Source organism: Pseudoxanthomonas sp. 3HH-4 (assembly GCF_006716465.1).
In the GTDB taxonomy this organism is placed as follows: domain Bacteria; phylum Pseudomonadota; class Gammaproteobacteria; order Xanthomonadales; family Xanthomonadaceae; genus Pseudoxanthomonas_A.
Map to the genome: position 1 here is coordinate 1,195,880 of NZ_VFPB01000001.1, position 13,253 is coordinate 1,209,132.

Here is a 13,253-nt window from a genome sequence, read left to right on the forward strand (position 1 = left end):
GGTGCAGGGTCGATGCCCGCACCGCAAGGCGAAATTGGCCGGGCCTGGGGTTGCTTGGCTTTTTTCGGCAGGGATTGCACACTCAGGGACCGTGGCGACCGTCAGCAAGGGGCTGGCGGCGTCGGTGCGATCGGCGGATTCCGATCGTCGGAGAGCCGTGAATGGCTGCGAGTCCACGTATGCGCAATACACTGACGCTGTTTTCTTCCACCGATGACGTGCTCTGCCACCGCGTGCGGCTGGTGCTCGCCGCCAAGGGCGTCAGTTACGACCTCGTGCCTGTGGATCCGCAGAATCCGCCTGAAGACCTCATCGATCTGAATCCCTACCATTCCGTGCCCACCCTGGTGGAGCGCGACCTGGTCCTGTACGCCGCCTCCGTCGTCAGCGAATACCTCGACGAACGCTATCCCCATCCGCCGCTGATGCCGGTGGATCCGCTGTCACGCGCACGCCTGCGGCTGGCCATGCTGCGTATCGAGCACGACTGGGTGCCCCAGGTCCAGGCCATCCAACTGGGCAACAAGCAGCAGGTCGAAGCGGGCCGCAAGCGCCTGAAGGAATTGCTGACCGCCTCGGTGCCGCTGTTCAAGGCGAGCAAGTTCTTCCTCAACCCCGAAATGAGCCTGGCCGACTGTGCGATGGCCCCGATCATCTGGCGCCTGCCTTCGCTCGATGTGCCGCTGCCGAAGGACGGCAAAGCGATCGAGGACTATGGCAACCGGATCTTCCGCCACCCCGGTTTCCTGCGCAGCCTGACGGATGCGGAGAGGAAGCTGCGCGAGATCCCGGCCTAGCCGGCATCCGAGCAAGGCTTGGTTCGCAGGCATTGCAGGACAGCCCAGCGACCGGCAGCCGAGACGCAAAATGACTGACGCCACGCCCCGCATGACCAGCCATCGCCCGTACCTGTTGCGGGCCCTGAATGAGTGGATCGCCGACAACGGCATGACGCCCCATCTGCTGGTGGACGCCACGCAGGCGGGTGTCCAGGTGCCTGTCAGCGCGGTGAAGGAAGGCAAGGTGGTGTTGAACATCGCGGAACGTGCGGTGGTGCGGCTGTTGATCGACAACGAGGCCGTCAGCTTCACCGCGCGGTTCGGTGGGGTCAGCCAGGCCGTGTACGTGCCGGTCAGTGCCGTGCTGGCGATCTACTCGCGCGAAACCGGGCAGGGCATGGCGTTGCCGGATGACGTAGCGCACGATCCCGATGCCGGTGGGGGTGACGATGATCAGCCGCCCTCTCCGGACACGCCGCCCGATGACGATGCACCGCCGCCTGCGGGCAAGCGCCCGCCGTTCCTGCGCGTGGTCAAGTAGTACGGCGTCAGCGCGGATCTGCCGACAAACCCGCGCGGCGAAATCAGTGTAGGTCGGGTGGCGCGACCGAGCGCGCCACCGGCCCGACGAACGAGACCAGCTGGCCCTTGCGCAGCACCAGGCGGCCCACGTGGCGATCGACGCCGTCGTGGGAATACTCGAAGCGGAAGCTGCGCTCGAATCCAAGCCAGCCATCTTCGCCACGGCGCAGGCGGAGCCCGTTCGCGTGGACGCTCTGGTCCAGCCAGATGACTCCGGCGGCCTGGCAGGCGTTCCGGCCGAGTGCGCCGGCGCGCTCGGCGGCGGCGCGCGCCGCATTCCAGTAGGCGAACGCCGCCGCTGCGGCGATCAACCACAACAAGGCGCTCAGCGGAGACATGCGGGCCTCATGGCACGGGGCCGAGTTTCATCGAGAGGTCGATGGCGCGCACATGCTTGGTCAGCCCGCCGATGGAAACGAAATCCACGCCATCTGCGGCAATGCCCCGCAGCGTTCCCAGATCGACCCCGCCGGAGACCTCCAGCGGGATGCGGCCCGAATACGGTGCGGATCTGGCGCGACGAACCGCTTCGCGCCGCGTGCCTGCATCGAAGTCATCGATGAGGATGCGGTCGCAGCCTTCAGCCAGCGCTTCATCGAGCTGCAGCAGTGTTTCCACCTCGACGATGAGCGGCAACGAAGGGTGCAGATGGCATGCCGCGCGGATCGCAGCGGTGAGCGACCCCGCCGCGCGGACATGGTTCTCCTTCAGCATCACGGCGTCGTACAGACCCATGCGGTGATTCTGCCCGCCTCCGCAGCGGACCGCGTACTTCTGCGCCAGGCGCAGGCCTGGCAGGGTCTTGCGCGTATCCAGGATCGTGCAGCCGGTGCCGCGCACGAGGTCGACGTAAGCGGCCGTCATCGTGGCCGTTCCCGTCAGCGTCTGCATGAAGTTGAGCGCCGAACGCTCCGCAGTGACCAGTGCGCGCGCGCGGCCCTCCAGTGTGGCCAGCACCGTGCCGGCCGGCACACGATCACCGTCCTGGAAGCGCCAGTCGATGCGTACCTGCGGATCGAGCGCGCGGTGGCAGGCATCGAACCAGGGCTGGCCGGCGATGACGGCCTCTTCCTTGCACAGCAGGTAGGCGATGTCGGCGACGTCTGGCAGCAGGGCTGCGGTGGCATCGCCGCTGCCGATGTCCTCGGTCAGCGCACGCGCCACGTCATCGGCAATCACGCCCGCGTCGGGTGGCGTCGGACGCATGCTCATCGGCTGGCGAAGTCGCTGGCCTGTGCGGTGGCGATCGCTTCTTCCGCCAGCAGCACGGGGATGCCGTCCTCGACGCGGTAGACGATCTTGCGGTCATGCGTGACCAGTGCCTCGCGCAGGGGTTCGGTCTGGGCGGTGTCGTCGGCACGCCTGACCTGTCCCGCACTGATCGCATGGTTGAGTGTCTCCAGGCTGCGGGCGTCGAGCATGGCCAATGGCTGGCGGGTGGCGGGACAGCAGAGGAGGTCGAGCAGTTTGCGATCCATGGGGCACTCGATCAGCGGTTCGGTCAGGAGGGTAGAATACGTCTTTGCGACTGAGGACGGCCATGACCGCCAGCGTTTCCAGCCCCGTGGTGGGTATCGTGATGGGCTCCCGCTCGGACTGGGAGACCATGCAGCATGCCGCGCAGAAACTGGATGCGCTGGGCGTTCCCTACGAAGTGAAGGTGGTATCGGCGCACCGCACGCCGGACGTCCTCTTCTCGTATGCGGACGCGGCCGCGTCACGCGGGCTGCGCGCGATCATCGCCGGGGCGGGTGGTGCTGCGCACCTGCCGGGCATGCTGGCGGCGAAGACGGCGGTGCCGGTGCTTGGCGTGCCCGTGCAGTCGAAGGCGCTCAACGGAATGGATTCACTGCTTTCCATCGTGCAGATGCCGGCAGGTATTCCGGTGGCGACATTCGCGATCGGCAACGCAGGCGCCGCCAATGCAGGCCTCTTCGCTGCCGCCCTGCTGGCGCCCGAGTATCCGGCCATCGGTGCTGCGCTTGCCGCTTTCCGTGCAGGCCAGACCGAGGATGTGATGGCGCACGACGATCCCCGTCAGCCGCTATGACCACGGTCGGCATCCTGGGCGGCGGGCAACTCGCGCGCATGTTGGCACTGTCGGGTGCGCCGTTGGGCTTGCGCTTCCTCGTGATGGATACGGCGGCCGATGCGTGCGCCGGCCAGTTCGCTCCGCTGCTCGTCGGCGACTACCGCGATGAAGCCGCGCTGGCCGAGTTCGCGTCGAAAGTCGACGTGGCCACGTTCGATTTCGAGAACGTGCCGGCCGAGAGTGCCGAGTGGCTCGCACGTCGCGTCCCGGTGTTCCCGAATCCGCGCGCGCTCGCCGTCGCGCAGGATCGGCTGGTGGAAAAGACGCTGTTCCGCGAACTCGGGATCCCGGTCGGCGCCTTCGCGAACATCGAAACGCGCGCGCAGTTGCAGGCGGAGGTCGCGCAACTGGGCGGTGCCTGCATCCTCAAGACGCGCAGGCTGGGCTACGACGGCAAGGGCCAGTTCCGTATCAAGTCACCGGCGGACGTCGATGCCGCCTGGCAGGCGCTTGGCGCGCAGGCCGCGACGGTCGGCCTGATCGTTGAAGCGTTCATTCCGTTCGAGCGGGAGTTGTCGGTGATCGCGGTGCGGGGTCGCGATGGCGAATTCCGCACCTGGCCGCTGACCGAGAACTGGCATGTCGATGGCGTGCTGTCGGCGAGCCTGGCCCCGGCGCGCGTCGACGACGCCTTGGCCGAGGCGGCGCGCGCGCATGCGCGTCGATTGGCCGAGGCGCTGGACTACGTCGGCGTGTTCGCGCTGGAGCTGTTTTACCGCGAGGGTGAGTTGCTCGCCAACGAGATGGCGCCGCGCGTGCACAATTCCGGCCACTGGACGATCGAAGGCGCGGAAACGTCGCAGTTCCAGAACCACCTGCGCGCGGTGCTTGGCCTGCCGCTGGGCGAGACGCGCGTGCTCGGCCACGCCTGCATGCTCAACTGGATCGGCGAGATGCCGGCTGCCGGGGTCGTACTGCAGGAAGCGGGCGGGCACTGGCACGACTACGGCAAAGAATCGCGCGCCGGTCGCAAGGTCGGCCACGCCACGCTGAGAGCCGAGGACGCGTCTTCGTTGGCCCAGGCGCTGGCGCGCGCAGGTGCGGGCCTGGGACGCGACGCGCAGGTGGCGCCGGTCGTGGCGCGCCTGTCCGCGTAACCCGGCTCGCGCACGTACGCAAAAGAAAACGGCCGGGTTTCCCAGGCCGTTTCCCTTGGTGCGTGGACTTGGGCTCAGCGCAGGTTGCCGGCCACGAAATCCCAGTTGACCAGCGCCCAGAACGACTCGACATACTTCGGTCGTGCGTTGCGGTAGTCGATGTAATAGGCGTGCTCCCACACATCGATGGTCAGCAGCGGCTTGTCCTCACCGGTCAGCGGGGTGGCGGCGTTGGACGTGCTGGCCAAGGCCAGCGAACCGTCCGGACGCTGCACCAGCCAGCCCCAGCCTGAACCGAAGGTGCCGATGGCGGTCTTGGTGAACTCTTCCTTGAACTTCGCGAAATCACCGAAGGCCTTGTTGATCAGTTCGGCCAGCTTGCCGGTCGGTTCGCCGCCACCGTTGGGCTTCAGGCAGTTCCAGTAGAACGTGTGGTTCCACACCTGCGCGGCGTTGTTGAACATGCCGCCCTGCGACTTGCGCACGATCTCTTCCAGCGATGCGTCGGCGAACTCGGTGCCTTCGATCAGCTTGTTGAGGTTGTCCACATAGGTCTTGTGGTGCTTGCCGTAGTGGAAGTCGATCGTCTCGCCGGAGATGTGCGGTTCCAGCGCGGTGCGGTCGTAGGGCAGGGGGGGGAGTTCGATGGCCATGGCTCGGTTCCTTACGCTAGGCGGGTAAAAAGGGTGTGCGGGCACCGTCGGCGCGATGCGAGGGCTTACACTATGCAATCCGCGGGCGAAGCCGGCGGAACGGACCGAAAGTGTACCCGACGGTGGTTGCCAAACCGTCAAGGAAGGAGAAATCAGCATGCCGGTGATGGAACGCATCCAGGCCGAAGTGGATGGCCACCCGATCGTCCTTTTCATGAAGGGCACGCCGCAGTTCCCGATGTGCGGGTTCTCCAGCCGTGCGGTACACGCGTTGCGCGAAGCGGGCGCGGAGCATGTCTACACCATCAACGTGCTGGAAGAGCCCGAGATCCGCGCCAACCTGCCGCGCTTCTCCAACTGGCCGACGTTCCCCCAGCTCTTCATCAATGGCGAACTGATCGGCGGTTGCGACATCACGCTGGAGCTGCATGAGTCCGGCGAACTGCAGCGGATCGTGGCCGAGGCGCTGTCGCAGTGAGCCTGATCGGGTTGCCCAAGCGTGCGCCGCGCGCGCTGGACCAGCGAGTGGTGCTGGTCAGTGGCGCGCATGGTGGGCTGGGCAGTGCGGCGGCGGTCGCCTGTGCCGAAGCGGGCGCCACGGTGGTGTTGCTGGGCCGCAAAGTGCCGAAGTTGAACCGGATCTACGACGCCGTGTCGCAGGTGGGCGCGGAACCCCTGCTGTATCCGCTCGATCTGGAAGGCGCGACGCCCGACGATTACGCCGAACTCGCTGACCGCTTGCACGCCGAGTTGGGCCGTCTGGACGGCGTGCTGCATTGCGCCGCCGAGTTCAAGGGGCTGACGCCGCTGGAACATACCGACCCCGCCGCGTTCGCGCGCGTCGTGCACGTCAACCTCACCGCACCCTGGTGGTTGTCGCAGGCCTGCCTGCCCCTGCTGAAGCAGTCGGACGACGCGGCGCTGGTCTTCAGCGTCGACGATCTTGCGCGGGTGGGGCAGGCGTACTGGGGTGCGTATGGCGTGGCCCAGCATGGGCTTACATCGCTCGTGGGCATGCTGCACGCCGAACTTGCCAGCAGCAGCGTGCGTGTCGCCGCACTGCAGCCGGGACCGATGCGGACCGCATTGCGCTCGCGTGCGTATGCCGACGACAACGATGCGCAGGCCCGGGACGCCACCGATTACGCAGCGGCCTGCGTCACCCTGCTGTCATCCGCCGGCGCAGCACACAGGGGGCAGATATGGAAGGTACGGGCATGACCGTCCTGTCGGCGGCCCTGCTGCTGTTCCTGATCCTGGACCCGCTGGGCAACATTCCGGTGTTCCTCAGCGTGCTCAAGCCGTTGCCACCGCGTCGCCAGCGTATCGTGGTGGTGCGCGAGTTGCTGATTGCGCTGGTCGTACTGATGCTGTTCCTGTGGGGTGGCAAGTACGCGCTGGAAATGATGCACCTGCGCCAGGAGTCGGTCGCCATTGCCGGCGGCATCGTCCTGTTCCTGATCGGCGTACGGATGATCTTCCCCCGGCCCGAGGGCCTGATGGGCGAACTGCCCGGCGGCGAACCTTTCATCGTGCCGCTGGCCATCCCGCTGGTCGCCGGACCCTCCGGCATGGCCGCCGTCATGCTGATGGGCAGCAACGATCCTTCGCGCCTCGGCGACTGGAGCCTGGCGCTCCTGCTGGCCTGGGGTGCCACCGCGGCGATCCTGTTCTCGGCGACAGTGCTTTACAAGTGGCTGGGAAGAAGCGTCTTGACCGCGATCGAGCGGCTAATGGGTATGCTTCTGGTCGCCATTTCCGTGCAAATGGTCTTGGATGGCATCGGCACTTACCTCAAGTTGACCCCGCCCAACATCTGACATTCCGGCGTTCCGGCCCGCCCATCGCAGGGCCCGCCGACGACCGCCCGCCCGTGGGCTGCACGCTCTGCTGCAGTGCGAAACATTGTCATGCCGCGGTCACAAAATGGTCCTATCGTGTTAACCTGTTATTAACCTCCGCGGACGCCGCGTGGGCCATGGGAACCCCTAGCACGCCCTTCAGAACCGACCCCACCGGGTGGTTCCGCACGTCTCGTCAGCCAGCTTCGCCACATCACTCCCGTACCGAGGTTTATCCGATGAACCAATCCCGTCGTCTTCGCCTGTCCAAGCTCAGCCTTGGCCTCGTCGTCGCCCTCGCCGCCGCGCCTGCCTTCGCGCAGAGCACCTCGGCCGGTGTGGGCGGCCTGGTCACCGACAATGGCGGCCAGCCCGTCGTCGGCGCCGAGGTGACCATCACCCACGTCGAATCCGGTACGGTCAGCCGCGCCACCACCGATGCCAGCGGTCGCTACAACGCGCGCGGCCTGCGTGTGGGCGGTCCTTATCAGGTGACGATCACCAAGTCGGGTGAAGGCACCAAGACCGAAGACAACGTGTTCCTGGGTCTGAACCAGGTGAACACCGTCAACGCCGCCTTGACTGGCGACGTGGCGACGTTGGAAACGGTGACCGCCGTGGGCTTCGCTGGTGGCTCTGAAGTGTTCAGCTCAAGTAAGATGGGCGCGGGCACGAACCTGAATCGCGAGCAGATCGAGGCCCTGCCGTCGATCAACCGCAACATCCAGGACTACGTCCGCATGGATCCCCGCATCTCGCAGAGCGACAAAGCGCGCGGCGAGCTGACGGTGGGCGGCCAGAACCCGCGCTACAACGCGATCCGCATCGATGGTGTGAACACCAGCGACACGTTCGGCTTGGAGTCCAACAACTTCCCGACGATCCGCCAGCCGGTGTCCATGGACGCTATTGAAGCGATCAACGTCGATATCTCCAACTACGACACCACCATCACCGGCGCGACCGGCGCGGTGATCGATGCGGTGACCAAGTCGGGTACCAACGAGTTCCATGGCTCGGTCTACGGCGTGTACCGCGACAAGGACATGGTAGGCGACAACCCCACCAATGACGCTCCGTTCACCGGTTTCAACGACGAGCGCACCTACGGCATGACCTTCGGCGGCCCGATCGTCAAGGACAAGCTGTTCTTCTTCGTCAACTATGAGAAGTTCGAGCGCGACCGTGCGGCTGCCTCGTTCGGTCCAGTTGGCTCGGGCGCGACTAACACCGTCAACATCACGCAGGAGCAGATCGCTGAAGCGCAGGAAATCGCGCGCACCCGTTACGGTGTCGATATCGGTGGCTTCAATGCGCCCAGCAGCATCAAGCAGGAAGTCGAAGAGTACGCGGCCAAGATCGACTGGAACATCAGCGACAACCACCGCCTTTCGGCGCGTTACTCCAAGCTGGAGCAGATCGAGCCGAACCTCGCCGGTTCGAGCAGCTCGTCGCTCGGCCTGGACAGCCGCTGGTACGACATCTCCAAGAACGTCGAGACCTCGGTCGTGCAGTTGTTCAGCGACTGGTCCGACAACTTCTCCACCGAGTTCAAGGTCGGCCGCCGCACCTATGACTCGCTGAGCAGCGTCAATTCGCGCCTGCCGCAGATCAGCATCGGCTTCGGCACCGCCAACGATCCGGACCAGGCGGCTTCGCCGTACCTGAACTTCGGTGCTGACGAGTTCCGCCACGGCAACCAGATTAACACCACGACCGACACCGCGTTCGGTGCCGCGACCTGGTACGTGGGCGACCACACGCTGAAGTTCGGTTTCGACCTGGAAGAGAACGACGTCTACAACCTGTATGCCCAGAACATCTGGGGCTCCTACACCTTCGCCAGCCTGGAGCACTTCCGCAACGGCGAGTACGGCGAGTACCGTCTGAATGCGCCGGTGCCGGGCAACGACCTGAACTCGGTGGCGATGCGCTACAAGCACCGCAACACCGGCCTGTTCGTGCAGGACAGCTGGGCGGTCAACTACAACCTGACCTTGCTGTTCGGCCTGCGCGCCGACCTGCCGAGCATGGACGACGTTCCGGTGCACAACCTGCTGGTGCAGGAGGTCTATGGCCTGGACAACCGCAACAAGCTGGATGACGTGCTGATCCAGCCGCGCTTCGGCTTCAACTACACCTTCGACAGCGACCGTCCCACCCAGCTGCGCGGTGGCGTGGGCTTGTTCCAGGGTGCGGCCGCCAACGTGTGGGTCGGCAACTCCTACCAGAACTCGGGCTTCGGCCTGATCGGTTACAACGCATTCCCCAGCGGCATCGCCGGCCTGAGCGATGCCGAGCGTGAGGCGATCTGGACGAGCCTGCCGGTCAATCTGGACCCGGACAACCCGACCCGTCCGTCGCCGGCGTCCGGTTACACGATGATGGTCAACCTGATGGAAGACGGCATCGAGCAGCCGTCGGTCTGGAAGGCCAACCTGGCGTTCGACACCGAGCTGCCCTGGCACGGCCTGGTGGCGTCGGCCGAACTGCTGTACACCAAGGTCAACAATGCGATCTATTTCGAGCGCCTTGATCTTGGCGCGCCGACCTACACCGCCGGCGCGGACGGCCGCAACCTGTACTGGCGCAACCTGTACGGTACCGCCAGCGGCACGCGTTCCAACGGCAACACGGGTATCGGTGCCATCGCCGACACCATCCCGGGCTACGAGAACGTCACCGGTTGGCACGGCGACGGCGTGATCCTGATGAAGAACACCGACAAGGGTCGCAGCGGCCAGTTGACGGTCAGCCTGAGCAAGCCGCTGGAAGATACGTGGGGTTGGTCGGTCGGCTACACCTACACCGACGCGACGGAAGTGAATCCGCTGACGTCCTCGCGTGCTATCTCGAACTGGTCCAACATCGGCGTGTTCGATCCCAACTCCGATGAAGCCGCCACCTCGAACTACGAGATCAAGGACCGCATCATCGCCTCGCTGCAGTTCCGCAAGGCGTTCTTCGGCGACTACAACACCACGGTCTCGGCTTTCTATGAAGGTCGTTCGGGCTCGCCGCACTCGTGGCGCTACCTCAACGACATGAATGGCGACGGTTACACCAACGACCTGCTGTACGTGCCGAACGGCCCGGGTGACGTGCTGTTCAGCGGCGGCGCGACGATGGAAACCGCGTTCTTCGACTGGTTGGAGCGCAACCCGGACCTGGCCCGCTACCGTGGCCAGGTGGCCGAGCGCAACGGCAGCCGCAATCCGTGGGTAAACAACATCGACATCCGCATCAGCCAGGAGCTGCCCGGCTTCTTCAAGGGCCACAAGTCCGAGATCTGGCTGGACATCATGAATGTCGGCAACCTGATCAATAAGGATTGGGGCCACATCGAGTACCAGTCGCCGTACAGCGACATGCGTGCCGTCCGCTTCGTTGGTCTGGACCAGGCCACCGGCAAGTACGTGTACAACTTCGATGAGAGCGCCGTGTACAAGCGCTTCCTGACCGATGTCGAGTCGCGCTGGTCGCTGCAGCTGGGTTACCGCTACAAGTTCTGATAGTGCTTAACCGCAGTACCGAAAACGGCCGGGGCAACCCGGCCGTTTTCTTTTGGGCGGGCTCCTCTTGTCTCCGCGACTGCGCTAAAGTCCCGCCTCTGACGAACGAAGACAGGAACAACCCATGAGTGAAACGGCATCGAGGGCGCTGCCGGTTCAGGACGCGCGGATCTACCCGCGCGGTGGCCTGGACGTGCTTTCCCGCGCCGAAGTGGCGCGCCTGCGTGACGCCTCCTCCGGCGGCATGCACGAACTGCTGCGCCGCTGCGCGCTGGCCGTGCTGACCAGTGGCAGCGCGTCCGACGATCCGCGCGCTGCGCGCGATCTGTATCCGGATTTCGACATCCAGGTACTGCAGCAGGATCGTGGCGTGCGCATCGACCTGATCAACGCGCCTTCGATGGCCTTCGTTGACGGCGAAATCATCCGCGGCGTGGCCGAACTGCTGTTCGCGGTGGTACGTGATCTGGCGTACACCGCCATCGAACTGGGCCCGGAGTACGCGACCGACCTGGAGTCTTCCGCGGGCATCACCAACGCGGTATTCGGCCTGCTGCGCAATGCGCGCATCCTGAAGCCAAGCGACCCCAACCTGGTGGTCTGCTGGGGTGGCCATTCGATCTCGCGCGACGAGTACCTCTACACCAAGCAGGTCGGCTACGAGCTGGGCCTGCGCGGGCTGGACATATGTACCGGCTGCGGCCCCGGCGCGATGAAGGGGCCGATGAAGGGCGCGACGATCGCGCACGCGAAGCAGCGCCGCGCCAAGACCCGCTACATCGGCGTGACCGAGCCGGGCATCATCGCCGCTGAATCGCCCAACCCGATCGTCAACCACCTGGTCATCATGCCGGACATCGAGAAGCGCCTGGAGGCGTTCGTCCGCATCGGCCACGGCATCATCGTGTTCCCGGGCGGCGTGGGTACGGCCGAAGAGATCCTGTACCTGCTCGGCATCCTGCTGCACCCGGACAACGCGCACCTGCCGTTCCCGCTGATCCTGACCGGCCCGACCATCGCCGCGCCGTACTTCGAGCAGATCGACCGCTTCATCCGCCTGACGTTGGGCGATGAGGCCGCCGAACGCTACGAAATCATCATCGGCGACCCCGTGGCCGTCGCGAAGAAGATGATCGCGGGCGTCCGGCGCGTGCGCGAGTACCGTATCGAGCACAAGGATTCGTTCTTCTTCAACTGGGCCATCGAGATTCCCGAGGACTACCAGCAGCCGTTCGTTCCGTCGCATGAAGCGATGGCGGCGCTGCAACTGCGGCCGGGACGCGCCGTGCACGACCTGGCCGCCGACCTCCGCCGCGCCTTCTCCGGCATCGTGGCCGGCAACGTGAAGGAAGATGGCATGCGCCGGATCGAAGAATTCGGCCCGTTCGAGATCCACGGCGACGCGGCGATGATGCAGGCACTGGATGCGCTGCTGCGGGCGTTCGTCGAACAGCGGCGGATGAAGATCGCCGGTGAGTACAAGCCCTGCTATCGCGTTGTGACCTGAGGCCCGGGACTACCCGCGGCTGATGCGTCGTAAGGCATGCGGATGGTCGCCAGGTAACGGCCATCCGCTGTCTTGATGCTGACGCCGCCCAGGCCCTGGGTCAGGGCATGGATGCGCGCACGCACCGAGCTGAGTCCCACCTGGTGGCCCGTCGCGACCCGCACGGAGTCGGAGGGCAGGGTGTTGGCCACCGATACCAGCAGCTCTGTTGGCCCTACCTCGACCCGGATGCTCACCTCTCCGCCGTCCGTGGAAGGCTCGATGCCATGCCGGATGGCGTTTTCCGCGAGCGGCTGGATCGACAGCGTCGGAACTCTGATATCGGGCAGCGTCTCGGGCAGCTCCCAGGTCAGGTGCAGGCGATCACCCAGCCGGAGATGTTCGATCTCCAGATAGCGGCGCGCGAGGGAAAGCTCCTCGGATAGGAGGATGGTGTCCCGTGTCGAAAGCGCGGCGCGGAACAGATCGGAAAGGTCCAGCAGCAGCCGTTCGGCCGTGTCTGGCTTTGCGTGCAGAAGCGAGATGCCGGTGTTGAGGGTGTTGAACAGGAAATGCGGCCGAATGCGGGCTTGCAGGGCCTGGAGCTTGGCGTGTTCGGCGTTGACCGCGAGTTGCCTTGCCCGCCACTGGGCCTGGAAGGCGCCCAGGCCAAGCAGACCGACGATCAGGGAGATCGCCGTGATCTGAAGCGAAAAGCGCATCCAGCCTTCGTCTGGCGCCAGCGCGAGCCCTCGCATCGCCAGCCAGCCGGCTCCCAGCACGAACCATGTACTCAGCAGTAGCGCACCGAGTCCGATCTGGGCCACCACGGGTGGCCGCATCCCGGCGAGTCTGTGGCGAAGCACATACAGCAGGCCCAACGACGCGAGCGCGACCCACTGGATGACGAGCGACGCCACGCCGAAATAGGTCAGGCGGTCCGCCTCCAGCCCCGGTGCCACCGCCAGCACCGCCGCCAACGTCTCTCCAGTCAACAGAATCCAGATCAGCGTCCTGGCCTGCCACAGGGTGTCGAGGGGACTGAGGAGGGTGGGGGAACGGGGCGGCATTGGCTCGCTCGGGCGGCGGTGTGTCCGGCCCATGATGCCGCAAGGTACCGTGCGGTTCGCGCATCCCTTGCCTTTCGGGACCCGGATTCCGCCGTTCATTCTGGAAACGCTGGTGTGGGCAGGGGCGCGCGGGCTAGCTTG

14 protein-coding genes are annotated in these 13,253 nt (G+C 65.5%); 9 read left to right on the forward strand and 5 right to left on the reverse strand.

What is annotated here, in order from left to right:
• Positions 1–161 precede the first annotated feature (161 nt).
• Together FB548_RS05415 and FB548_RS05420 are read left to right on the forward strand one after the other, a co-directional pair.
• Positions 162–797, forward strand: a complete 636-nt coding sequence (locus FB548_RS05415; RefSeq protein ID WP_142123694.1) for a glutathione S-transferase N-terminal domain-containing protein — start codon at positions 162–164, stop codon at positions 795–797.
• Between the two features lie 70 nt (positions 798–867).
• Positions 868–1,320 carry a ClpXP protease specificity-enhancing factor gene (locus tag FB548_RS05420; protein WP_142123695.1) on the forward strand — a complete coding sequence of 151 codons (453 nt, stop codon included), beginning with the start codon at positions 868–870 and terminating at the stop codon, positions 1,318–1,320.
• A gap of 43 nt (positions 1,321–1,363) precedes the next feature.
• On the opposite strand, the gene FB548_RS05425 is transcribed toward FB548_RS05420, so the two are convergent.
• The 3 genes from FB548_RS05425 to FB548_RS05435 are packed head-to-tail and all read right to left on the reverse strand — an operon-like array spanning position 1,364 to position 2,839.
• Positions 1,364–1,699, reverse strand: a complete 336-nt coding sequence (locus FB548_RS05425) for a DUF3301 domain-containing protein (RefSeq protein WP_142123696.1) — start codon at positions 1,697–1,699, stop codon at positions 1,364–1,366.
• 7 nt (positions 1,700–1,706) lie between these two features.
• Positions 1,707–2,573, reverse strand: a complete 867-nt coding sequence (gene nadC, locus FB548_RS05430) for a carboxylating nicotinate-nucleotide diphosphorylase (protein ID WP_142123697.1) — start codon at positions 2,571–2,573, stop codon at positions 1,707–1,709.
• A complete protein-coding gene (locus FB548_RS05435) occupies positions 2,570–2,839 on the reverse strand; it encodes a Trm112 family protein (protein ID WP_142123698.1) in 270 nt (89 codons plus the stop codon). The genes nadC and FB548_RS05435 overlap by 4 nt, the downstream gene beginning before the upstream one ends.
• A gap of 62 nt (positions 2,840–2,901) precedes the next feature.
• On the opposite strand from FB548_RS05435, the gene purE reads away from it, so the two are divergent.
• Complete coding sequence (gene purE / locus FB548_RS05440) at positions 2,902–3,411, forward strand: 5-(carboxyamino)imidazole ribonucleotide mutase (protein WP_142123699.1); 510 nt, start codon at positions 2,902–2,904, stop codon at positions 3,409–3,411.
• Positions 3,408–4,550, forward strand: coding sequence for a 5-(carboxyamino)imidazole ribonucleotide synthase (locus FB548_RS05445; RefSeq protein WP_142123700.1), 1,143 nt, complete (start codon positions 3,408–3,410; stop codon positions 4,548–4,550). The genes purE and FB548_RS05445 overlap by 4 nt, the downstream gene beginning before the upstream one ends.
• A 74-nt stretch (positions 4,551–4,624) precedes the next feature.
• Here FB548_RS05445 and sodB read toward each other — a convergent pair whose 3' ends face one another.
• Positions 4,625–5,203, reverse strand: a complete 579-nt coding sequence (sodB, locus tag FB548_RS05450; RefSeq protein WP_142123701.1) for a superoxide dismutase [Fe] — start codon at positions 5,201–5,203, stop codon at positions 4,625–4,627.
• A 157-nt stretch (positions 5,204–5,360) separates the two neighbouring features.
• Between sodB and grxD the strand changes: the two genes are divergently transcribed.
• The 5 genes from grxD to ppnN all read left to right on the forward strand — a co-directional run bounded on the left by grxD (position 5,361) and on the right by ppnN (position 12,063).
• The gene (gene grxD, locus FB548_RS05455) at positions 5,361–5,681 is read left to right on the forward strand and encodes a Grx4 family monothiol glutaredoxin (protein ID WP_142123702.1); all 321 of its coding nucleotides are present in this window, start codon (positions 5,361–5,363) and stop codon (positions 5,679–5,681) included.
• Positions 5,678–6,424: an SDR family NAD(P)-dependent oxidoreductase gene (locus FB548_RS05460; RefSeq protein ID WP_142123703.1), complete on the forward strand. Its 747-nt coding sequence runs from the start codon at positions 5,678–5,680 to the stop codon at positions 6,422–6,424. The genes grxD and FB548_RS05460 overlap by 4 nt, the downstream gene beginning before the upstream one ends.
• Positions 6,421–7,023, forward strand: coding sequence for a YhgN family NAAT transporter (locus FB548_RS05465; protein ID WP_142123704.1), 603 nt, complete (start codon positions 6,421–6,423; stop codon positions 7,021–7,023). Before FB548_RS05460 ends, FB548_RS05465 begins: the two co-directional genes overlap by 4 nt.
• Before the next feature lie 260 nt (positions 7,024–7,283).
• A complete protein-coding gene (locus FB548_RS05470) occupies positions 7,284–10,556 on the forward strand; it encodes a carboxypeptidase regulatory-like domain-containing protein (protein ID WP_142123705.1) in 3,273 nt (1,090 codons plus the stop codon).
• A 124-nt stretch (positions 10,557–10,680) separates the two neighbouring features.
• Positions 10,681–12,063 (forward strand): nucleotide 5'-monophosphate nucleosidase PpnN, encoded by a 1,383-nt coding sequence (ppnN, locus tag FB548_RS05475; RefSeq protein WP_142123706.1) that lies wholly within the window; start codon positions 10,681–10,683, stop codon positions 12,061–12,063.
• Here the strand turns inward: ppnN and FB548_RS05480 are convergent.
• On the reverse strand, positions 12,045–13,112 hold the full coding sequence (locus FB548_RS05480; RefSeq protein WP_142123707.1) for a histidine kinase: 1,068 nt from the start codon (positions 13,110–13,112) through the stop codon (positions 12,045–12,047). The genes ppnN and FB548_RS05480 overlap by 19 nt on opposite strands.
• Positions 13,113–13,253 lie beyond the last annotated feature (141 nt).

Bases quoted from the DNA above. Each gene is read 5' to 3' on its own strand.
- FB548_RS05420 (WP_142123695.1), top strand. From the start codon at position 868: ATGACTGACGCCACGCCCCGCATGACCAGCCATCGCCCGTACCTGTTG.
- sodB (WP_142123701.1), bottom strand. From the start codon at position 5,203: ATGGCCATCGAACTCCCCCCCCTGCCCTACGACCGCACCGCGCTGGAA.
- ppnN (WP_142123706.1), top strand. From the start codon at position 10,681: ATGAGTGAAACGGCATCGAGGGCGCTGCCGGTTCAGGACGCGCGGATC.
- FB548_RS05470 (WP_142123705.1), top strand. From the start codon at position 7,284: ATGAACCAATCCCGTCGTCTTCGCCTGTCCAAGCTCAGCCTTGGCCTC.
- grxD (WP_142123702.1), top strand. From the start codon at position 5,361: ATGCCGGTGATGGAACGCATCCAGGCCGAAGTGGATGGCCACCCGATC.
- FB548_RS05480 (WP_142123707.1), bottom strand. From the start codon at position 13,112: ATGCCGCCCCGTTCCCCCACCCTCCTCAGTCCCCTCGACACCCTGTGG.
- nadC (WP_142123697.1), bottom strand. From the start codon at position 2,573: ATGAGCATGCGTCCGACGCCACCCGACGCGGGCGTGATTGCCGATGAC.
- FB548_RS05465 (WP_142123704.1), top strand. From the start codon at position 6,421: ATGACCGTCCTGTCGGCGGCCCTGCTGCTGTTCCTGATCCTGGACCCG.
- FB548_RS05415 (WP_142123694.1), top strand. From the start codon at position 162: ATGGCTGCGAGTCCACGTATGCGCAATACACTGACGCTGTTTTCTTCC.
- FB548_RS05445 (WP_142123700.1), top strand. From the start codon at position 3,408: ATGACCACGGTCGGCATCCTGGGCGGCGGGCAACTCGCGCGCATGTTG.
- purE (WP_142123699.1), top strand. From the start codon at position 2,902: ATGACCGCCAGCGTTTCCAGCCCCGTGGTGGGTATCGTGATGGGCTCC.
- FB548_RS05435 (WP_142123698.1), bottom strand. From the start codon at position 2,839: ATGGATCGCAAACTGCTCGACCTCCTCTGCTGTCCCGCCACCCGCCAG.
- FB548_RS05425 (WP_142123696.1), bottom strand. From the start codon at position 1,699: ATGTCTCCGCTGAGCGCCTTGTTGTGGTTGATCGCCGCAGCGGCGGCG.